19 protein-coding genes are annotated in these 20,067 nt (G+C 62.7%); 11 read left to right on the top strand and 8 right to left on the bottom strand.

Annotated elements, in window-relative coordinates:
- Positions 1 to 93: 93 nt before the first annotated feature.
- The 11 genes from atpE (at position 94) to CSC67_RS13125 (ending at position 12,677) form a co-directional block, all read left to right on the top strand.
- Positions 94 to 336 carry a F0F1 ATP synthase subunit C gene (atpE, locus tag CSC67_RS13175; RefSeq protein ID WP_017523626.1) on the top strand — a complete coding sequence of 81 codons (243 nt, stop codon included), beginning with the start codon at positions 94 to 96 and terminating at the stop codon, positions 334 to 336.
- A gap of 131 nt (positions 337 to 467) precedes the next feature.
- Entirely contained in the window at positions 468 to 938 is a 471-nt protein-coding gene (locus CSC67_RS13170; protein WP_118994975.1) for a F0F1 ATP synthase subunit B, read from the top strand.
- Between the two features lie 15 nt (positions 939 to 953).
- Positions 954 to 1,493 carry a F0F1 ATP synthase subunit delta gene (locus CSC67_RS13165; protein WP_118994974.1) on the top strand — a complete coding sequence of 180 codons (540 nt, stop codon included), beginning with the start codon at positions 954 to 956 and terminating at the stop codon, positions 1,491 to 1,493.
- Between the two features lie 35 nt (positions 1,494 to 1,528).
- Complete coding sequence (gene atpA / locus CSC67_RS13160) at positions 1,529 to 3,070, top strand: F0F1 ATP synthase subunit alpha (RefSeq protein WP_118994973.1); 1,542 nt, start codon at positions 1,529 to 1,531, stop codon at positions 3,068 to 3,070.
- A 102-nt stretch (positions 3,071 to 3,172) separates the two neighbouring features.
- Complete coding sequence (gene atpG / locus CSC67_RS13155; RefSeq protein ID WP_118994972.1) at positions 3,173 to 4,084, top strand: F0F1 ATP synthase subunit gamma; 912 nt, start codon at positions 3,173 to 3,175, stop codon at positions 4,082 to 4,084.
- Between the two features lie 49 nt (positions 4,085 to 4,133).
- Positions 4,134 to 5,552, top strand: a complete 1,419-nt coding sequence (atpD, locus tag CSC67_RS13150) for a F0F1 ATP synthase subunit beta (protein ID WP_118994971.1) — start codon at positions 4,134 to 4,136, stop codon at positions 5,550 to 5,552.
- A gap of 12 nt (positions 5,553 to 5,564) precedes the next feature.
- Positions 5,565 to 5,987, top strand: coding sequence for a F0F1 ATP synthase subunit epsilon (locus CSC67_RS13145; protein WP_118994970.1), 423 nt, complete (start codon positions 5,565 to 5,567; stop codon positions 5,985 to 5,987).
- A gap of 262 nt (positions 5,988 to 6,249) precedes the next feature.
- Complete coding sequence (locus CSC67_RS13140; protein WP_245220228.1) at positions 6,250 to 7,065, top strand: response regulator; 816 nt, start codon at positions 6,250 to 6,252, stop codon at positions 7,063 to 7,065.
- Between the two features lie 30 nt (positions 7,066 to 7,095).
- Positions 7,096 to 8,166, top strand: coding sequence for a uroporphyrinogen decarboxylase (gene hemE, locus CSC67_RS13135; RefSeq protein WP_118994969.1), 1,071 nt, complete (start codon positions 7,096 to 7,098; stop codon positions 8,164 to 8,166).
- A 318-nt stretch (positions 8,167 to 8,484) separates the two neighbouring features.
- Positions 8,485 to 10,596, top strand: coding sequence for a primosomal protein N' (locus CSC67_RS13130; protein WP_118994968.1), 2,112 nt, complete (start codon positions 8,485 to 8,487; stop codon positions 10,594 to 10,596).
- Positions 10,596 to 12,677, top strand: a complete 2,082-nt coding sequence (locus CSC67_RS13125) for a UvrD-helicase domain-containing protein (protein WP_425337651.1) — start codon at positions 10,596 to 10,598, stop codon at positions 12,675 to 12,677. Before CSC67_RS13130 ends, CSC67_RS13125 begins: the two co-directional genes overlap by 1 nt.
- A 73-nt stretch (positions 12,678 to 12,750) precedes the next feature.
- Here the strand turns inward: CSC67_RS13125 and CSC67_RS13120 are convergent, their stop codons facing one another.
- The 8 genes from CSC67_RS13120 to CSC67_RS13085 all read right to left on the bottom strand — a co-directional run bounded on the left by CSC67_RS13120 (position 12,751) and on the right by CSC67_RS13085 (position 20,046).
- Entirely contained in the window at positions 12,751 to 13,869 is a 1,119-nt protein-coding gene (locus tag CSC67_RS13120) for a M20 family metallopeptidase (RefSeq protein ID WP_209304325.1), read from the bottom strand.
- 140 nt (positions 13,870 to 14,009) lie between these two features.
- Entirely contained in the window at positions 14,010 to 15,113 is a 1,104-nt protein-coding gene (locus CSC67_RS13115) for a CobW family GTP-binding protein (protein ID WP_118994966.1), read from the bottom strand.
- Positions 15,106 to 15,336: a hypothetical protein gene (locus CSC67_RS13110; RefSeq protein ID WP_135227468.1), complete on the bottom strand. Its 231-nt coding sequence runs from the start codon at positions 15,334 to 15,336 to the stop codon at positions 15,106 to 15,108. The genes CSC67_RS13115 and CSC67_RS13110 overlap by 8 nt, the downstream gene beginning before the upstream one ends.
- Before the next feature lie 142 nt (positions 15,337 to 15,478).
- Positions 15,479 to 16,399 (bottom strand): polysaccharide deacetylase family protein, encoded by a 921-nt coding sequence (locus CSC67_RS13105; protein ID WP_209304324.1) that lies wholly within the window; start codon positions 16,397 to 16,399, stop codon positions 15,479 to 15,481.
- 56 nt (positions 16,400 to 16,455) lie between these two features.
- Positions 16,456 to 17,652 carry a RidA family protein gene (locus CSC67_RS13100; RefSeq protein WP_118994964.1) on the bottom strand — a complete coding sequence of 399 codons (1,197 nt, stop codon included), beginning with the start codon at positions 17,650 to 17,652 and terminating at the stop codon, positions 16,456 to 16,458.
- A gap of 31 nt (positions 17,653 to 17,683) precedes the next feature.
- Positions 17,684 to 18,733, bottom strand: coding sequence for a 2Fe-2S iron-sulfur cluster-binding protein (locus tag CSC67_RS13095; protein WP_118994963.1), 1,050 nt, complete (start codon positions 18,731 to 18,733; stop codon positions 17,684 to 17,686).
- A 26-nt stretch (positions 18,734 to 18,759) separates the two neighbouring features.
- Positions 18,760 to 19,740, bottom strand: coding sequence for a ferritin family protein (locus CSC67_RS13090; RefSeq protein ID WP_118994962.1), 981 nt, complete (start codon positions 19,738 to 19,740; stop codon positions 18,760 to 18,762).
- Between the two features lie 9 nt (positions 19,741 to 19,749).
- Positions 19,750 to 20,046, bottom strand: coding sequence for an MmoB/DmpM family protein (locus CSC67_RS13085; protein ID WP_118994961.1), 297 nt, complete (start codon positions 20,044 to 20,046; stop codon positions 19,750 to 19,752).
- Between the last annotated feature and the right edge of the window lie 21 nt (positions 20,047 to 20,067).

The raw sequence follows: 20,067 nt of genomic DNA, 5'->3' as shown, positions 1-20,067 counted from the left end.
TGGCATTCGTCTCGGCCGGGGCGCAAGGTGTTCTTGCAAAGAAGTTTTCTTTTTTGACTTTTTGATTACCAGGTTTTTAACCAAGGAGTTGTTATGACCAACGTTGCTCTCGTTGCTCTGGCTTGCGGTCTTATTGTTGGACTGGGTGCATTCGGCGCCAGTATCGGTATTGCTTTGATGGGTGGCAAGTACCTCGAAGCCTCGGCACGTCAGCCCGAGCTGATGAACGCCCTGCAAACCAAGATGTTCCTGCTGGCTGGTCTGATCGACGCGGCGTTCCTGATCGGTGTTGGTATTGCCATGCTGTTCGCCTTCGCCAACCCGTTCGTCGGCTAAGCGACCAAGCCCGCATCCATGCGGGTAAGCAGCCGTTTGGCGCGCTTCGCACACGGGGCGCCGCCGACGGCTTGGACATGGTGTCATGCAGCGGGGCTGTCTGGCACAAGTGGTATTAAAGGGAAACGACCGTGAATTTAAACGCGACTCTCTTTTTTCAGATGATCGTGTTTTTCGTGTTGGGCTGGTTTACGATGAAATTCGTATGGCCGCCCCTCACGAAGGCAATGGACGATCGCCGTCAGAAGATCGCCGACGGCCTTGCGGCCGCCGAAAAGGGCAAGGCCGACCTCGCCCAGGCGCAAGCGCGCATCAACGTGATCGAAGCTGCGGCCAAGACTGAAAATCATGCTCGCATGCTCGAGGCTGAGAAGCAGGCGGCCAGCATCATCGACGAGGCCCGCCGCGAAGCCGAGGCCGAGAAGGCCCGAATCCTCGCGCAAGCCAAGCAGGACGCCGCCCAAGAGGTCCAGCGTGCTCGCGACGGTCTGCGCGCCGACGTGGCGGTTCTGGCGGTCAAGGGTGCAGAGCAGATCCTCCAGCGCGAGGTCGATGCACAGGCACACGCCGAGCTGCTGAACCAGCTCAAGGCACAATTGTAATCATCAGGGCAGGCAATGGCTGAACTATCGACTATCGCAAGACCCTACGCCGAAGCGCTATTCCAGGCGGCTCAGAACGAAAGCGCCAATCTGGAGTCCTGGTCGGGGCTGCTCAACGAGCTCGCCGGGCTGGCGAAGCTCGAAGACGTACGAGAAGCGCTCACCGACCCGCGCCTGAACGACGCCCAGCGCGTCGAGTTGTTTACAGGCCTGGTCAAATTACCCGTTTCGGCAACGGCTCGCAACTTCATCGAATTGCTGGTCGGCAACGACCGCATGCTGGTCCTGCCCGAAATCGCCGAGCAGTTCGACCTGCTGAAGAACCGGTTCGAAGGTACCGCGCTGGCCGAGATCACCAGCGCCTTCGCGCTGTCCGACGCTCAAGTGCAGGATCTCGTCGCTGCTCTCGAAAAGAAATTCGGCCTCAAACTCAAGCCGGCCGTCACCGTCGATGCCGATCTCATCGGCGGCGTGCGCGTGGTGGTTGGCGACCAAGTACTCGATACTTCTGTGCGGGCCCAGTTGGTCCGCATGCGCGATACGCTGGCCGCCTAGGGCGAGCCGGTCAACAGGATTCCAGGAGTCTGAACATGCAACTTAACCCGTCAGAGATCAGCGAGCTGCTCAAGAGCCGCATCGAAGGCTTGGGCGCGTCCACCGACGTACGTACGCAAGGCACGGTCGTTTCCGTGACCGACGGCATTACCCGCATCCACGGCCTGTCCGACGTGATGCAGGGCGAAATGCTCGAATTCCCCAACAATGTATACGGCCTTGCGCTCAACCTCGAGCGCGACTCCGTGGGCGCCGTGATTCTGGGCGACTACACCGGTGTCTCCGAAGGCGACACGGTCAAGACCACCGGCCGCATTCTCGAAGTGCCCGTCGGCCCCGAGCTGCGCGGCCGCGTGGTCGACGCCCTGGGCGCGCCCATCGACGGCAAGGGCCCGATCAACGCCAAAGCGACCGACATCATCGAAAAGGTCGCGCCCGGCGTGATCGCCCGCCAGTCGGTCGACCAGCCGCTTCAGACCGGCATCAAGGCCATCGATTCGATGGTGCCTATCGGCCGCGGCCAGCGTGAGCTCATCATCGGCGACCGCCAAACCGGTAAAACCGCCGTCGCCGTCGACACCATCATCAGCCAGAAGGGCAAGAACGTCACCTGCGTGTACGTGGCCATCGGCCAGAAGGCGTCCACCATCAACAACGTGGTGCGCAAGCTCGAAGAACACGGCGCCATGGAATACACCATCGTCGTGGCGGCAGCCGCCTCCGATTCGGCCGCCATGCAATACCTGGCCGCCTACTCGGGCTGCACCATGGGCGAGTACTTCCGCGATCGCGGCGAAGACGCCCTCATCGTGTACGACGACCTGACCAAGCAGGCCTGGGCCTATCGCCAGGTGTCGCTGCTGCTGCGCCGCCCTCCCGGCCGTGAAGCCTACCCCGGCGACGTGTTCTACCTGCACTCCCGCCTGCTCGAGCGCGCGGCCCGCGTCAACGCCGACTACGTCGAGCAGTTCACCCAGGGCGCCGTCAAGGGCAAGACCGGTTCGCTGACCGCGCTGCCCATCATCGAAACCCAGGCCGGCGACGTGTCCGCCTTCGTTCCGACCAACGTCATCTCCATTACCGACGGCCAGATCTTCCTGGAAACCGACCTGTTCAACGCGGGTGTGCGTCCCGCCATCAACGCCGGTATCTCGGTGTCGCGTGTGGGCGGTTCCGCCCAGACCAAGGTCGTCAAGAAGCTGTCCGGCGGTATCCGTACCGACCTGGCCCAGTATCGCGAATTGGCCGCCTTCGCCCAGTTTGCCTCCGACCTCGACGACGCCACCCGGCGCCAGCTCGAGCGCGGCAAGCGCGTGGTCGAACTGCTCAAGCAGCCCCAGTATCAGCCTTTGCAGGTCTGGGAACTGGCCGTCTCGCTGTTCAGCGTCACCAAGGGCTATCTGGACGACCTCGACGTCGAGCAGATCCTGCCCTTCGAGAAAGCGCTGAAAGACTCCCTGAAGTCCAAGAACGAAGCCCTGGTGCAGCGTATCGAAGACAAGAAGGAGCTGTCCAAGGAAGACGAGGCCGAGCTTGCCGCTGCCATTGAGGAATTCAAGAAGCACGGTGCTTTTTAAGTTTGATTGGCGAGGACTGCCCGGGCCCGTGCCCCGGTAGTCCGAACGTAATGCGGGCCGGTTCCGACACCGACCCGCGACAACGCCCTGACAGGAAGTGCGATGGCCGGAATTAAGGAAATTCGAACCAAGATCAAAAGCGTGCAAAACACGCGGAAGATCACCAAAGCCATGGAGATGGTGGCGGCATCCAAGATGCGCAAGGCGCAGGACAGGATGCGGGCCGGCCGTCCCTATGCAACCAAGGTGCGCGAAATCGCGGCACACCTGATGCAGGCGCATCCCGACTACCATCATGCGTACATGGTTGAACGCAAGGATGTCAAAGCGGTCGGCGTCGTGCTGGTTACCACCGACAAGGGCCTGTGCGGCGGTCTCAACACCAACATCACCCGCCTGGCGCTGTCCCGCTTGAAAGAGTTCGAGCAGAAGGGTATCAAGGTGCAGGCCACGGCGTTGGGCAACAAGGGCCTGGGCTTTCTGACCCGCATCGGCGCAAACCTGGTTTCCCAGGAAGTGCAGCTGGGCGACACGCCCAACCTCGAGCGTCTCATCGGCGCCATCAAGGTGCAGCTCGACGACTTCGTCGACGGCAAGATCGATGCCGTGTACCTGGCGACCAACCGCTTCGTCAATACCATGAAGCAGGACCCCAGCTTCATCCGCCTGCTGCCCCTGCCCAGCGGCCTGCAAGATCCCTTCCAGTCCAAAGACGCGGATCAGGCGCAGGAAAACGCCCAGGTCAAGTCGCAATACGGCTGGGACTACATCTACGAGCCCGATGCGAAATCCGTCATCGACGACCTGCTGCTCCGGTACGTCGAAGGCCTGGTGTATCAGGCCGTGGCTGAAAACATGGCGTCCGAGCAATCGGCCCGCATGGTCGCCATGAAGGCGGCGTCGGACAACGCCAAGAAGATCATCGGCGATCTCGAGCTGGTCTACAACAAGACCCGTCAGGCTGCCATCACGAAAGAAATTTCAGAAATCGTCGGGGGCGCTGCCGCTGTCTAGCGATAGGCAAACAAGGCATCCCGTCAAAGATATTTAGCAAGGACTAAACATGAGCAACGGTACCATCGTTCAGTGCATCGGCGCCGTGGTGGATATTCAGTTCCCCCGCGACAGCATTCCCAACATCTACGACGCGCTCAAGCTCGTCGACGACAGCTCGAAGTTCGCCGAAGCGGGCATCACGTTCGAGGTTCAGCAGCAGCTCGGCGACGGCATCGTCCGTACCATCGCCATGGGTTCCTCCGACGGCCTGCGCCGCGGCATGGCCGTGGCCAACACCGGCGCGCCCATCTCGGTGCCCGTCGGCCAAGGCACGCTGGGACGCATCATGGACGTCCTGGGCCGCCCCATCGATGAGCGCGGTCCGATCCAAAGCGACGAAGTGCGCGCCATCCACCAGGACGCTCCCCAGTTCGACGAGCTCTCGCCTTCGGTCGAGCTGCTCGAGACCGGCATCAAGGTTATCGATCTGGTCTGCCCCTTCGCCAAGGGCGGCAAGGTGGGCCTGTTCGGCGGCGCCGGCGTGGGCAAGACCGTGAACATGCTCGAACTGATCAACAACATCGCCAAGGCCCACAGCGGTCTGTCGGTGTTTGCAGGCGTGGGCGAGCGTACCCGTGAAGGCAACGACTTCTACCACGAAATGGCCGAAGCCGGCGTCATCAAGCTCGACAACCTGTCCGAGTCGAAGGTGGCCATGGTGTTCGGCCAGATGAACGAGCCTCCCGGCAACCGTCTGCGCGTGGCGCTGTCCGGCCTGACCATGGCCGAGAAGTTCCGCGACGAAGGCCGCGACATCCTGTTCTTCGTCGACAACATCTACCGTTACACCCTGGCCGGTACCGAAGTGTCCGCTCTGCTGGGCCGTATGCCTTCCGCCGTGGGTTATCAGCCCACGCTGGCCGAAGAAATGGGCAAGCTGCAAGAGCGCATCACCTCGACCAAGACGGGTTCGATCACCTCGATCCAGGCCGTGTACGTTCCCGCCGACGACCTGACCGACCCCTCGCCCGCCACCACCTTCCAGCACTTGGACTCCACCGTCGTGCTGTCGCGTGACATCGCCGCCCTGGGTATCTACCCCGCCGTCGATCCGCTCGACTCCACCAGCCGCCAGCTCGACCCGCAGATCGTGGGCGAAGAGCACTACGCCGTAGCCCGTGGCGTGCAGCAGACGCTGCAGCGCTACAAAGAACTGCGCGACATCATCGCCATTCTGGGCATGGACGAACTCTCGCCCGAAGACAAGCAGGCCGTGGCCCGCGCCCGCAAGATCCAGCGCTTCCTGTCCCAGCCTTTCCACGTGGCCGAAGTGTTTACCGGTTCGCCCGGCAAGTACGTGCCGCTGTCCGAAACGCTGCGCGGCTTCAAGATGATCGTCGAGGGCGAGTGCGATGCGCTGCCCGAGCAGGCCTTCTACATGGTGGGCTCCATCGACGAAGCCTTCGAGAAAGCCAAGGCACTTTAATAGGGATCAGTTATGGCCAACCTGCATGTCGACGTCGTCAGCGCAGAAGAATCGATTTTCGCCGGCGAGGCGAAATTCGTGGTGCTGCCTGGCGAGTCGGGCGAACTGGGCATCATGCCCGGACACACGCCGTTGATTTCACGCATACGGCCGGGTACCGTCAAGATCGTGCTGGCCGATAGCGGCGAGGAAGTCAGCGTATTCGTCGCCGGAGGCATTCTCGAAGTGCAGCCCGGCGGGGTCACGGTACTGTCCGATACCGCCATCCGTGCCGAAGACCTGGACGAAGCCAAGGCCATCCAGGCGCGCGAGCGCGCCGAAGAGGCCCTGCGCAACGCCAAGGACAAAGAGGACATCGCCGTGGTCGAGGCCGAGCTTGCCATGCTGGCGGCGCAGGTCGCGGCGGCGCGCAAGCTGTCCAAGATGCGCCGCTAGGTCCTGCGTGCCCGGCGGTTCGCCCGCCCGTTCAACACAAGCCTCTCCGGCGTTCCGGAGAGGCTTGTCTGTTTGCGGCCCTGCGCGTTCCCCCCTTGGGATTCGACCGAGGCTGCGCCGGCGCAGCACAATCCGCAGGTGTTGTCCAGCCGTGTGTAGGTAGTTTCCGAGTCAATGGTAATGCCCATTGTGGCGCTCTGGTGGTCTGACTAAGCTTGGCTCATTCTGAGCGGCTGGGCCGCGCACCACACGGAGGGTGACCATGAGGGAAAGACTCGATTGCGCCTTGATCGGCACAGCCTGCACCGCCGACTGGATACGTCCCTGGGCGGGCAGGCATTGGGGCGCCCGTTTGTACTTTCATACTCCGCTGCCCAGCATCGACATCGGCCACGAAGGCGCTTCCGGTTGTCTGGCAGGCGGGGCCATGCTGCTGCGCCGCTTCGACGTGTGCCTGATACCCGTCAGCGCGCACAACCTGGCATGGGCGCGCACCAGCCTGCTTGCCGCGCGCGGGCGCCTTGCAACGCCCGTGCTTGCCCTCATAGGCCAGCTCAAGGCGGCCGCCCTGAACGATCTCTACGAACTGGGCCTGCACGATTTCGTGCGGGCGCCGCTATGCCCCGAAGAACTGCGTGTGCGCATCGAAAGGCTGCTCGACGAAAAGAGGCTTCCTGTCCAGGCATGGCCCTCGCTGCCCGTGCCCGCGGCGCTCGGCGTCAAAGAGTCCGTCGAACCCTACCGGGACGCCGGTCCGGGCGTGGCGGCCGACGAGACCTTGCTGTGCTCGACTATACTTGAGCGTACCGGCCTCGAGCTCGACGCCTACGCGGCGGCCAGCGCATCGCGCAGCGCCACCTCGCGCGAATCTTTCCGGGCCGCAAAAAGCAAAATCATAGAACGCTTCGAAACCGCCTACATCAAGGCCGCGCTGGGCCGGCATTCCGGCAACATCGCCATGGCCGCGCGCGCGGCCCAGAAGCACCGCCGCGCGTTCTGGGCGCTCATGCGCAAGTACGACATCGACGCCGCTCCCTATCGGTCGGAGTCGCCCCCCAAACCTTTTGCCGACGGGTAAAATGACCCGCGTATTTTTTCAAGGATAGCCGTGTCCTCCCCCACACTGAAAAACGATGTCTTCCTGCGCGCGCTGATGCGCGAGCCCGTCCCCTACACGCCTCTTTGGCTCATGCGCCAGGCCGGCCGCTATCTGCCCGAATACAACCAGACGCGCGCGCGCGCCGGTTCCTTTCTGGGCCTGGCCCAGAATCCGGATTACGCCTGCGATGTCACCCTGCAACCCTTGCAGCGCTTCGATCTCGACGCCGCCATTTTGTTCTCCGACATCCTCACCATACCCCACGCCATGGGCCTGGGGCTCGACTTTGTCGCCGGCGAAGGCCCGCGCTTCGCAAAGCCGGTGCGCAACGAAGAAGACGTGGCCAGGCTGGCGGTGCCCGACATGGCGCGGCTTCAGTATGTGTTCGACGCGGTGTCGGTCATCCGCAAGGAGCTCGACGGCAAAGTGCCTCTCATCGGTTTCGCGGGCAGTCCCTGGACCATCGGCTGCTATATGGTCGAGGGGCAAGGCTCCGACGACTACCGCCTGATCAAAAGCATGCTGTACGCGCGGCCCGATCTGCTGCATCGCATGCTGAACGTCAATGCCCAGGCCACCAGCCAGTATCTCAACGCCCAGATACAGGCCGGCGCGCAGGCCGTCATGATCTTCGACAGCTGGGGCGGCGTGCTGGCCGACGGCCTGTTCCAGGAATTCTCGCTGGCCTATACCCGCCAGGTGGTGCAGGGCCTGACACGCGAACGCGAAGGGCGGCGCGTGCCGGTCATCGTATTCACCAAGGGCGGTGGCCTGTGGCTCGAAGACATTGCCGCGTCGGGCTGCGACGCCGTGGGTCTCGACTGGACAGTCAACCTCTCGCAGGCCCGCCGCCGCACGCAGGACAAGGTGGCGCTGCAAGGCAATATCGACCCCATGGCCCTGTTTGGCGGCGAGCAGGCCATACGCAACGAAGCGCGCCGGGTCATCGACGACTTCGGCCCGGTGGGCGAGGGCGGGCACGTGTTCAACCTGGGGCACGGAATCTCCCGTTTCACCCCGCCCGAAGCCGTCGCCACCCTGGTCGACGAAGTCCACAGCTACAGTCGTACCAAACGCTGATCTATTGCATTGAACAAACCATAAGGGCCCGTCGCCGCGGGCTCTTTCCGCAAGTTGTACACAAGTTATATCGCTTTGCAGCATAGCCGCAGGGTGTTGAGATACATTCTCCTAATCTTTTATATGGTATTGAATTTAAAGGATTATTAGAGAATTTTTACTGGTGTGGCCGGCATATTACCGGAAACGCCATTGACTTTTCCCGAGTTGTCATTGCGCTTCTCCCCAAAGTTATCCACAGGCCGTTTGAATAAGCTTGGCAATGTCCGGTCCCCTCATCATTTGCGTGCGCTTCATAAGAATTTACTTTAAGTGTCAATGAGCTTTTCGTCGTCCGTCGAGCCTTGCGATCATGTCCCCGTACCGTCGGCGGACGCGGCTGCGCACTGGCTCCGGGTGGCGCTGGACGTTCCATTGCAGGGACTGTTCGACTATCGCGCCGACCGGCAGGTGCCGGCCGGCACACGGGTCATCGTCCCGTTCGGGCGCCGCAAGCTCGTCGGCATCGTCGTCGAGGCTCCGGCCGTGCCGGCCGTCGAGCCGCGTCTGGTCAAACCCATCGAGCAAGTGCTGGACGATCTTCCGCCGATGCCCGGCGACTGGCTGCGACTGGCCCGTTTCGCCGCGCAGTACTATCAGCGGCCTCTGGGCGAAGTCATGCTTCCCACCCTGCCTTCGAGCTTGCGCAAGGTGAGCGCGTATCAGGGCAAGCGCTCGGCGGGCGGGCCGGTAAAGCGCAGCGATGCCCGGCAGGGCGCCAAACCCACAGCGGTCGAGCCGGCGGCGGTGCCGGTGCTGAACGCGGCCCAAGAGGCCGCCGCCCAGGCCATCTGTGGCCTCGAAGGCCACAAAACCGTGTTGCTGCACGGCATTACGGGCAGCGGCAAGACCGAGGTCTACCTGCGTGCCGCCCAGCAGGCGCTGGCCCAAGGCCGGCAGGTGCTGTTCCTGGTCCCTGAAATCAATCTTACCCCCCAGCTCGAACGGTCTTTGCGTTCGCGCCTGGCGGCCATCGCCGAACCCCACGCCCTGGCCGTGCTGCACAGCGGGCTGGCCGAAGGCGAACGGCTGCGCGCCTGGCTGCGCGCCCAGCGAGGCGAAGCGCGCATCCTGCTGGGCACCAGGCTGGCCATCTTCACCCCCATGCCCGAGCTCGGCCTGATCATCGTCGACGAAGAGCATGACGCATCCTACAAGCAGCAAGAGGGCTTGCGCTACTCGGCGCGCGATCTGGCCGTGTGGCGCGCGCACGACCTGCGCATTCCGGTGGTGCTGGGCTCGGCCACGCCGTCGCTGGAAAGCTGGCATCACGCGCAGAACGGGCATTACCTCAAGCTGTCGCTCACGCACAGGGCGCGCGATGCCGAACTGCCTTCGGTGCGGCTGGTCGATACGCGCAGGCTGGCCATGCAGCAGGGCTTCTCGCCGCATCTGATCACGGCCATGCAAGAGCGCCTCGAACGCGGCGAACAGTGCCTGGTGTTCCTGAATCGCCGCGGTTATGCGCCCGTGCTGGCATGTTCGTCCTGCGGCTGGGTCAGCCAGTGCACGCGCTGCACCGCTTATACGGTGTTGCATCGGGGCAGGGGCGGGCGCAACGCCCTACATTGCCATCACTGCGGCTACCGCGCACAGGTGCCGCGCGCCTGCCCAGATTGCGGCGACCAGGACCTGCGCCCCATGGGCCGGGGCACGCAGCGCGTCGAAGAGCACCTGGCAGAGCATTTCCCGCAGGCCCGCATCGCGCGCATCGATGCCGACAGCACCCGGCTCAAGGGCAGCGCCGAAGCCTTGTTCGCCAAGGTGCACGCCGGCGAGGTCGACATTCTGGTGGGCACCCAGATGGTGGCCAAGGGCCACGATTTCGCCAACCTGGGCCTGGTGGGCGTTCTGAACGCCGACGCCATGCTGTTCGCACAAGACTTTCGCGCGCCCGAGCGCCTTTTTGCACAGCTGATGCAAGTGGCCGGCCGGGCCGGACGACACGTCAAGGGCGGCCAGGTCATCATCCAGACCGACTACCCCGAGCAGCCGGTCTATCAGGCCATTACCCGCCACGACTATGCCGGCTTCGCCGAATATGCGCTGGCCGAACGCCAGGCCGTGGGGCTGCCGCCCTACGCGTACCAGGCCCTGCTTACCGCCGAGTCGCGCGAACTGCGCGTGGCGCTCGACTTTCTCGGCCTGGCGCGCGACCTGCCGCAAGGCGAGCCGGAACGGTTTTCCATGGCCGACGCCATCACCCTGTACGACCCCGTGCCTTTGCGCGTGGTGCGCGTCGCCAACATAGAACGCGCGCAGCTGCTGGTGGAAAGCGCCAGCCGGCCGGCCCTGCAGGCCTTCCTGGCCGCATGGGTCTGGGCCTTGCCGCACGCGGCCGCCGAGAAGCGTGTACGCTGGCAGCTCGAAGTCGATCCCCTGGAAATCTGATGACGCAAGCCATGCCCGCTCCCGGCCATACGCTGGCCAGCGACTTGAACACTCCGCAGCGGGTCGCCGCCCTGTATCTGGACGGCCCCTGCCTGGTGCTGGCGGGCGCCGGCAGCGGCAAGACCCGGGTCATCACACAGAAAATCGCCTACCTGTTGCGCGAATGCGGCTACATGGGTCGCCACGTCGTGGCCCTGACCTTCACCAACAAGGCGGCGCGCGAGATGAGCGAGCGCGTCAAGACCCTGGTCGATTCGCGTCTGACCAAGGGGCTCACCATCAGCACCTTTCATTCGCTGGGCGTACGTTTTCTACGCGAAGAGGCGCGGCATGCGGGCCTGAAGCCGGAGTTCTCCATTCTGGACTCCACCGATGCCATGGGCATCATCCAGGAACTTCTGGCCACCACCGACAAGGCGCGTTTGCGCGGCGTGCAGCAGGCGATATCGCTATGGAAGAATGCGCTGATGGACCCGGACGCGGCCGAGAGGGCCGCCGCCACGGCCAACGAAGCCGAGGCGGTCCGCGTCTATCGCAGCTACGACGCCACGCTGGCGGCCTATCAGTCGGTGGATTTCGACGACCTGATCCGACTGCCCACCGTGCTGATGCAAAGCAACGAGGCGGTGCGCGAACGCTGGCAGGCGAGGGTGCAGTATCTGCTGGTCGACGAATACCAGGACACCAACGAATGCCAGTATCGCCTGGTGCAGCTTCTGACGGGGCGGCGCGCCATGTTCACGGCGGTGGGCGACGACGACCAGGCCATCTACGCATGGCGGGGCGCCACGGTCGAGAACCTGGCCAAGCTCACCACCGACTATCCCCAGCTGAAGCTCATCAAGCTCGAGCAGAACTACCGCTCGGTGCAGCGCATCTTGTCGGCGGCCAACCAGGTCATCAGCCACAACCCCAATCTGTTCGACAAGAAGCTGTGGTCGGACCTGGGCGCGGGCGAGGCCATACAGGTCACGGCCATGGATACCGACATGATCGAGGCCGAGTCCGTCGCCCTGCGCATTTCGGCCGAGCGCTTCGAGCGCCGGGCCGAGTGGCGCGACTTCGCCATTCTGTATCGCAGCAACCAGCAGGCGAGGGTGGTGGAGCAGGCGCTGCGCAACCTGCGCATTCCCTACACCGTGTCGGGCGGACAGAGCTTTTTCGACAAGGCCGAGATACGCGACGTGCTGGCGTACTTGCGGCTGATCGCCAACGATGACGACGACCCGGCCTTCATCCGGGCCGTCACCACCCCCCGGCGGGGCATAGGCCAGGCCACGCTGCAGACACTGGGCGAATTTGCCGCCCAGAAGCAGCTTTCATTGTTTGCGGCGGTATTCGAGATAGGCCAGGCCGAGCGCCTGGCCGCCCGCCAACTCGAGCCGCTGCAGGCCTTCGCCGCCTTCATCCAGCAGATCCAGCAGCGGGCGGGCCGAAAGGGAGGCGATCGCGTTTCGCCGGGCGCCGAGCCGGCCGGCCCGCTGCTGGACGAACTGCTGGGCGCCATCCAGTACGAGCGCCATCTCTACGACACCCTTGACGAACGCGCCGCCCAGACCCGCTGGCAGAACGTGCAGGAACTCGTCGGCTGGCTCAAGCGCAAGGCCGAGGAAGACGAGCTGGACCTTTTCGAGCTTGTCCAGCACGTTGCCCTGGTCACCATGCTCGAGCGGGGCGAAGAAGAAGACCCCGACGCCGTCAAGCTGTCGACGCTGCACGCCTCCAAAGGCCTGGAGTATCCGCATGTATACCTTGTCGGGGTGGAAGAGGGCTTGCTGCCCCATATGGGCCGCGACGAAGAGGACGGCGATCCGGCCAAGGCCGCCGAGTCGCTCGAAACGCGCATACAGGAAGAACGGCGGCTGATGTATGTCGGCATTACGCGGGCCCAGCGGACCTTGCATCTGACCTGGTGCAAAAAGCGCCGTCGCGCGCGCGAGGACGTGGTGTGCGAGCCCTCGCGATTCATCGACGAAATGGGCCTGTCGGCGGTGAAGCTGCGCGAAGATCCCGAGCTGCAGGCGCTAAGCCCCAAGCAGCGCCTGGGCATGTTGAAAGATCTGTTGGGCAAAAAGAGTTGATAGGCGGCGCCATCAATACTTGATGCGCCGCCTTCCATGCGAGAAAGCGCGATGCGCCCGCCCCGCGGTTTACTTACTCAAAGCCTTGTTCGAGCAGAGCCTGATACAGGTTTACGCCCTCTTGGATGCGCGCGGTATAGCAGTATTCGTCTGTTTGATGCGCCATCTGGGGTTCTCCGGGACCCAATATGATTGTGGGCGGATGGCCGGTGGGCGGAAGCAGGACGCTGCCATCCGTAAAGTACGAGACCGCGCGGGGCGTGATGGGCTCGCCGTGGAAGTCGCTGCATACCGAAAGAATGCGTTGGATGACGGGGTGATTCACTTCCGAGTACAAGGGGGGGACGTCGACAATGGGATCCAGATCGATTTCACCCGCAAAGACGCTTTTCAGTTGCGTGCACAAGCATCGATGGTCCATGCCCGGCACCGTTCTTATATCGAACTCGAATTCGGCCTTGTCGGGCACGGAGTTGATGTTCAAGCCGGCGCGGAAGGTGCCGACGTTCATGGTCGAGCGGCCCATCAATGGATGCTCATTGCCGTCCAGATCGAAGCCGCGTAGCCTGTCGATCGCTCGTGTCGCCTTATAAATGGCATTGTCGCCATGCTCGGGCATGGAGCCGTGCGCCGTCTTGCCCGCCGCGGTGCCCCGCATCCATAATGCACCCTTGTGTCCCACATAGGGATAGTTCGATGTGGGCTCGCCTACAATCAGCAATGCAAGTTCCGTGAACAGTTCAGGGCGCGCTTCCGCCAAGGCCCTGGCGCCGTCGCAGCCCGTTTCCTCGCCGCCGGTAAGCAGCAGTTGCACGCCGCCACCCGATTTGAGCTCGCCCAGCATACGTGAGCATGCGGCGATGAAGCACGCGATGCCCGCTTTCATGTCGCTGGTGCCACGGCCATACAGTTTTCCGTCGTGCTCTTCTGCCGCGAAAGGGTCGAAGGACCAGGGAGCGGCGCCCAGCGGGACGGTATCGAGATGTCCGGTAAAGCCAATGGGCCGGCCGGCTCCGTTGCCCGCCAGTTGCGCAACCAGATTGAAGCGTCCCGGGCCGAAGCTGTGCAGCTGTGTTGCGAAGCCCAGGCGATCGAGCACGCCGGCCAGATAGTTGGCGCAGGCGGTTTCGTCGCCCGGCGGGTTTACAGAAGGAATGCGGATCAGTTCCTTGGTAAGTTCGATCGCGTCCACTTCAACAGCAAAATTCGCCTTTCTGACTGCCACATCCATAGTCTTCCCCAATTGCGGGTCATAAAGATCCCGGCTTCTTTAAAAAGTCCCGCCTATATGCTCAGGCACGCGGCATGCGCTCATAGGTTGTTCCTGTTCCGCTATCTCATCCAGCGCGGCGTGCTGGGCCGGCGCACCGGCCGGCCCCTTACCGTCGAGCCGGCGCCGATATCCTTGTGGCGCGACCATTCGCGCGCGTATGAGGCCTCGACGGTCGTTAGGCTGTTGAAGGCCCGCAGCGACCGCTCGACCAGCGCACTGTCCAGATCCTTGACAATAAAGACCAAGCGCGAGGTTTCGTCCTCGGTAGGCCACCGGTCCAGATGTTCCGGCGGATAAACCATGTGCTGGACCGCGTGGAAGACGACCGGCCCGTCGCATTGAGCCACTTTCAGCAGGCCTTTCACCCGCAGCACCGAAGACCCGTGCCGATGCAGCAGCCAAGTGAGCCATATGCCGAAAGCCGTCCAGTCGATGGCTTCGGACAATGTCAGGCAGAAGCTGGATATGCCGGTATCGAGCAGGTGCGTCACCTTCATCCTTCCCTGGGCGCTGCTGCCGCGAAGGAAGCGAAATGCCGTGTCCCGGGTTGCGGTTCCGGACTCGTTCAGAAAGTGCTGCATGTCGACCGGGACATGATGCTGCGCCATCGTTGTGCGTACGCCTGGGTTCACCGCCTGTATCTGATGCAAGAGCGGATCCATTGACGTGCCTGCCTCGAGCAGGTCGGTCTTGGTCAGGATGACGGTATCCGCCAACGCTACCTGACGCGCGGCCTCGGCAAAGCGGTTCAGGGTTGCTGCTCCCAGTGTGGCGTCCACCGTGGCGACGACGCTGCGCAATTTGAATCTCGATCGAAGGACCGGCGAGGCCGAGAAAGTCTGGATCAGACGCGCAGGGTCCGCCAGGCCGCTGGTCTCGATGAACAGATGTTCGAACGGAGGCGCTTCGCCGCTCGTCTCTTGCTCGACCAGCAGGCGGACCGCTTCTTCGACGTCTTCGCGCACGGCGCAGCAGATGCAGCCATTCGCCAACACCGCTACACGCTCGGTGCTGAAGCGCAGCAAGGCATTGTCTATGCCCACTTCGCCGAACTCGTTGACCAGTACCGCGGAGGACGGAAAGCCTTGCTGGGTGAGCAGGCGGTTCAACAGCGTCGTCTTGCCGCTGCCGAGAAAGCCCGTCAGTATGGTGGCTTCACGCATTGGTTCTCCTTGCCGAAACCAGGCCTTCCAGGCTTTCGATCAGGGCTTCATCCAGCGGATCGGCGGTTTGACCGTTCAGCAGCGCGTCCACGCTTTCCCAGATGCCGGCCAGCGCATAGACGTTTTCATTCTGCCCCGCCGGATTGGCCACCATGTACGAACCGCCTCCCCAGTCGCTGACTGTCAGCCCGTAATGCTGCAATACGCCATTGGCAAGACGCACGAGACGATCGCGTTCGTCCGAAGCGCGAATCGGGCTGCCCGCTCTGGAAAACTGCGGGCGGCCCGCCGCATCGGTCCAGGCTCGCCCCCCATTCAACGCCGCACACAATCCACACATCTTTATCGTTCCTGACTGGGCTTCATCAGCGGGATTTGGTGAAATAGTCTTCGGCCAGCTCGGGCAGACGCCCCTCGCAGTAGGGCAGTTTGTCCACCCGCGGCTCGTACTTGCCTTGACGGATCAGCTCGTTCAGGTGGTTTGCCACTTCTTCGCCGGTGGCGAACCAGACGTCGCCCTTTGCTTGCATCTTGCCGATCATCTCGGACAGCATCATCATGCGGGCGACTTGCCCGGTGCAGAACGGATGGAAACAGTTGATCCATACGCCGCCGTGCTCCCACATGGCATAGAACTCGGCCATGTAGACGTCCATTGCATACGCGGGCGACGCAATGGGCATCATGAAGTCCAGGTCGTGGTTGTGCACGAACTGAGGCCAGTCGTCGAGCTGCCAGCGCGAAGGCACCTCGACCAATTGCCCTTTCTGCGACTGGATGATGTAAGGCACGTCGTCGCCCATGAGGGAGGTGTCCCAGGTGTAGCCTTCTTCGACCAGGATATCGGTGGTGTGTTTAGAGTATCGATACCACGGCGACCGATAACCGACGGGCCGTTTTCCTGAAATGCGCGTTATCGCCTCAGTTGCCTTGTTTGTCCAGAAGTGCTCTTCTTCACGGGACAGCTGATTCGGATATTCGTGCAGATAGCCGTGCGTGGCCACTTCGTGGCCATTCTCGACCATCAGTTCCACGGCGCGGGGATGCTGCTCGGCGCACCACCCGGGCACGAAGAACGTATTCTTGATGCCGAATTGCTTGCACACGTCGATGATGCGAGGTACGCCCACTTCCGGCCCGTAGCGCAGCATGGAGTGGGTGGACAGCCTGGTATCGGCGTCGTTGGGATGCGCCAGATGCAAAATACTGTCGGCGTCCATGTCCCAGGTAAACACGACAGCGCAGCGCGCCCCATTGGGCCAAGGTACAGGGTTCCTGATCATCATGAGCTCTTCTCCTACAAAGTATTTATTGTGTTCGGCCGGTTTGCCGTCGATGGGGTTCAGTTCGGCTGGTTCAGTACCGCCAACCCGTCTATCTGTATGCGTTGCCCGGGCCACGGCAGGCCGGCTACACGCAGGATGCTGACCACGGTTTTTCCGGGCGTCAGAAAGCCGTCCAGGATCGAGGCGACCTGCCGAAGCTGAGCCGCGTCGTCCGTCGAGACATAGACATTGAGCTTGACGAGGTCGGAGTAGTCGCCGCCGCCGGCCGCCAGGACCTGGCTGACGCGGCTCATGGTGGCTTCGGTCTGCGCCTCGAGCGAAGCGGCTCCGGGCGCCGACAATCCGCCGATGAAGATGTCGTTTCCTGTTTTCCAGCCGGGAGTGAAGCCGCTGCGCGCATCCGCCCAGTTTTGGTAGTCGGCGGGCCGCAAGGGCTGCCGCTGTCCGCCCTTGATGGCTGTGGCGTCGATTTCCAGAAGCAGTCCCTCGTACAGCAGGTCCACGCCGAAAGCGACCAGCACCGGCCGGTGTTCGGGGAAAATCTGGTTCACTTCGGCTAGGATGGCGTCCAGTGTCTGCTTGGCTTGCTCTTCGTCGCCGCTGTGCTGATAGGCCACCTTCAGCGTCAATACGTCGGCCCAATCAGCGCCGGCATCCTTGAGAACGCTGTGGATATAGGCCATGGTGTTGACGGTTTGCGGCCCGACCTCGCCGGGTGCGACCGCCTTGCCGGCTCGGTCCGCAGAGATCTGCCCGCCCACATATACCCTGTCGCCGACCAGCCAGCCTTGCGAAAACGGGGTGGGTATGCTCCAGTCCCATGCATGTTCCGGCATGATGCGGATACGTTGCCCTTCCAGCTCGGCAATGCCGTCGACTCCGATGAGCGCTCCGTCCGACCATACCCCTTTCGTACGCAGCGCCGTGGCCGCCGGTCCCGGGTCGGCCAGATACTTCAGCCGCACGCTGGTCATGTCTTCCCAGTAATCCGTCACGTCCCTGCCTTCGCCCTGATAGACGTAGTAGGTGTGCAGCTTGGTCAGCTCTTTCATGCTGGCGCCGTGCTTTTCCAGTTCGCCGACCAGCGCGCTGAAGGCGTGGTGGGTCTGGTCGTGGATCTTTCCCGCCTCGAGCCTGGCCGGCTGCGTGGTGGTCTGCAGCCCGACGTAGACGGTGGAGCCGACTCGTCGCGATTGGGGAAAAGGCCATGCCTGGGTGGATTTCGAGGCATTGGGTACGGTTGCTGAAGTCATGAGGCGTCTCTCTATCGAGTATTGTTGTCAGTCAGAAAAAGCGGTCGTAGTGAATACGTTCCGTTGCTACTCCCTTTTCCAGGATAAGCAGGCGGCGCACAGCCTCTACCATGGGCGGAGGCCCGGCCATGTAGAACTCGCTGTTCTGGAAGCGGTCGCCCATCAGCCTTCCCACGCAGTCGTGGATATATCCGCGCTCGCCGGACCATCCGTCGAGTGCATCGTCTTCACATGACACCGCGGGTATGAAATTGAGGCGTCGTGCATGGGGCGCCAGGTCGACGAATCTATCCAGCGTGAATAAATCGCGCGGCTGCCGGCCTCCATAGAAAAGATGGATGTCCACGTCTTTGAGTGCGGGCTGGGCCAGTGCGCCCCGCACGATGGACAGCATGGGAGCCAGGCCGGATCCCCCGGCGATGCATACGATGCCGCGCGTCGCGTCGCGCAAGTATGCGTTGCTGTAGGGGCCGTCGAGCGTGCAGACGTCGCCTTCCGCCATGCGTTCAAAGAGAATCCCCGTAGCGGCCCCGCCCGGGACGCGACGGATCTGGAACTGCCATATGCCGTCGGAGTTCGGCAGGTTGGACATGGAGTAGGAGCGCCGTTCGGACATTCCCGGCAATTTCAACAAAGCGTACTGGCCCGGCAGGAATTCCGCCGAGCCGGACGTCTGGAAAGTGAACTCCCAGATGTCGTGGGTGATCGGCTCCGACCGCACGAACCAGGCCTGCCTGATCGCCGGGGAAATTCGAGGCACAGCTTCGGCATCCTCGCGAAAGGACACCGTGCAGGGCCCCTGGGGAACACACTGGCAGGCCAATATCTTGCCGCGCTCCCGTTCGCGCGGACGGAGGCCGCCGGCCTCGGGCTTGAGGTCATGCACCTCGCCTGAAACAAGGGTGACCTTGCAGCTGCCGCACTCGCCGGCGTTGCATTCATAGGCCATGCCCACGCCGGCCCGCAGCGCTCCGGATAGAATCGTGTCGCCCTGCTCGCAAGGAAAAGACCCGCCCTCCTTGCGAGTGATTGCGTGCACCGCGAGGTCAAGCAATGCACTGCTCGATTGTTCCGCTTGCATAGGATTCCTGTCTCCGTCCCCTGGGGTCAGGCTGCGATGCCAACTGAGGCCTGATACTCGCGCAGCCTTTGCATGGCCGATGCGGCGGCATCGTCGACTTCCAAGGCTGTGCAATAGTTCTCGATCGCGCGTTCCGCCAGAGGGTTCCACTTCTCGGACCACCGGCGCAACACTGCGTCGTTGAGTTCACTCTCGCGCGCCAGCTTCAGCCATTGAGAGGTCCAGCGGCGTGACCTTTCCGCATCGCGCTGTTGGGCGTCGCAGAGCATGGCGGTAAGCGTGTCGCCATTGCCGCGAGCGGCGCGCGCGAGCTGCCGCAGTATTTCGTCGATGGCGCGCGCCGCCACCACATTGAGCGCAAACATGTTCTCGGCCCAGTCATAGGTGGCAAGCGTTTTCTCCATGAGCTCGCGCATGCCCTGCCACGCGGGTGCTTCTTCCCAGTGCTTGCGTTCGTCTTTGCGGAAGCCGTAATCGGGATGCTGGACCGACAGCTGGTGCGTGCGAAACGCTACGCGCGACATCCATCGAAAAGCGTCCGCCTCCTGGAAGGCGGCACAGTTGACGATGGTGCTGGCCGGCGCCATCTGCACCACATAGGCAGCGGCCATCTGGCTTGCCGCAAACAGGTAGCGTTGCGGTGTATAGAGCAATGCCAATTTGCGCAGCCACTCTTCGGACAGCTGGGCGTCGTGTTCGTTGGCCGCGTGGTCCCGTATCAGTCCATCGACGTACTCTTCGTGCGCGTCCTGCATGGTCGTATAGGAACGATACGTGACCTGGTCGGGGTCGCGAAAGCTGTCCCAGTCCGGATGCTGCAATGGGCTGTCGCGCACGTGCTTCTGGTACCACTGGTTCATCATGCTGTCCGGGCTTTGCTCGTAGGCCGCGTCGGGCTTGCGATTACGGTACAGCAGCTTGTAGGTCACGATTTCATATTCGCTGGGGCGCTTCTTGTTTCCTGCCAGCGCGCTCCATGTTTTCAAACCACCTTTTTGGAGACCCATTGTCTACTCCTATTTGTTGGAAGCGATGAAACGTATTGCTTCGTCGCTTGTCCTGATGAAGCCGGCGAAACCGGGCATGGAGCCTTCCAGATCGCCCATGCGGAACTGGCGTCCCAATACATCGGACATCGTGTCCACTGTCAGCACGCATTCTCCTTTGACCTGTACGCGCACATAGCCCGAGTTCTGCTCGATCTTGATCTCGCGCCCCGGGTTGTCGATATATACGGCTTCCATGGCCGCATCCGCGATTTCGCCCAGGCCTATGATGGGACCCACGAAATCGTCCTGGTCAACTTCCGACATTTCTTTCTCCTGATTCTTATG

The organism is Pusillimonas caeni, from assembly GCF_003545815.1.
Lineage (GTDB): Bacteria > Pseudomonadota > Gammaproteobacteria > Burkholderiales > Burkholderiaceae_B > Pusillimonas > Pusillimonas caeni.
The sequence above is the reverse complement of the archived record's forward strand: the minus strand, read 5'-3'. Positions and strand labels throughout refer to the sequence as shown.

Coding starts and splice junctions, on each gene's coding strand:
- atpE (WP_017523626.1), top strand. CDS start 94: ATGACCAACGTTGCTCTCGTTGCTCTGGCTTGCGGTCTTATTGTTGGA.
- CSC67_RS13165 (WP_118994974.1), top strand. CDS start 954: ATGGCTGAACTATCGACTATCGCAAGACCCTACGCCGAAGCGCTATTC.
- atpA (WP_118994973.1), top strand. CDS start 1,529: ATGCAACTTAACCCGTCAGAGATCAGCGAGCTGCTCAAGAGCCGCATC.
- atpG (WP_118994972.1), top strand. CDS start 3,173: ATGGCCGGAATTAAGGAAATTCGAACCAAGATCAAAAGCGTGCAAAAC.
- atpD (WP_118994971.1), top strand. CDS start 4,134: ATGAGCAACGGTACCATCGTTCAGTGCATCGGCGCCGTGGTGGATATT.
- CSC67_RS13145 (WP_118994970.1), top strand. CDS start 5,565: ATGGCCAACCTGCATGTCGACGTCGTCAGCGCAGAAGAATCGATTTTC.
- CSC67_RS13140 (WP_245220228.1), top strand. CDS start 6,250: ATGAGGGAAAGACTCGATTGCGCCTTGATCGGCACAGCCTGCACCGCC.
- CSC67_RS13130 (WP_118994968.1), top strand. CDS start 8,485: ATGAGCTTTTCGTCGTCCGTCGAGCCTTGCGATCATGTCCCCGTACCG.
- CSC67_RS13125 (WP_425337651.1), top strand. CDS start 10,596: ATGACGCAAGCCATGCCCGCTCCCGGCCATACGCTGGCCAGCGACTTG.
- CSC67_RS13115 (WP_118994966.1), bottom strand. CDS start 15,113: ATGCGTGAAGCCACCATACTGACGGGCTTTCTCGGCAGCGGCAAGACG.
- CSC67_RS13105 (WP_209304324.1), bottom strand. CDS start 16,399: ATGATGATCAGGAACCCTGTACCTTGGCCCAATGGGGCGCGCTGCGCT.
- CSC67_RS13100 (WP_118994964.1), bottom strand. CDS start 17,652: ATGACTTCAGCAACCGTACCCAATGCCTCGAAATCCACCCAGGCATGG.
- CSC67_RS13095 (WP_118994963.1), bottom strand. CDS start 18,733: ATGCAAGCGGAACAATCGAGCAGTGCATTGCTTGACCTCGCGGTGCAC.
- CSC67_RS13090 (WP_118994962.1), bottom strand. CDS start 19,740: ATGGGTCTCCAAAAAGGTGGTTTGAAAACATGGAGCGCGCTGGCAGGA.
- CSC67_RS13085 (WP_118994961.1), bottom strand. CDS start 20,046: ATGTCGGAAGTTGACCAGGACGATTTCGTGGGTCCCATCATAGGCCTG.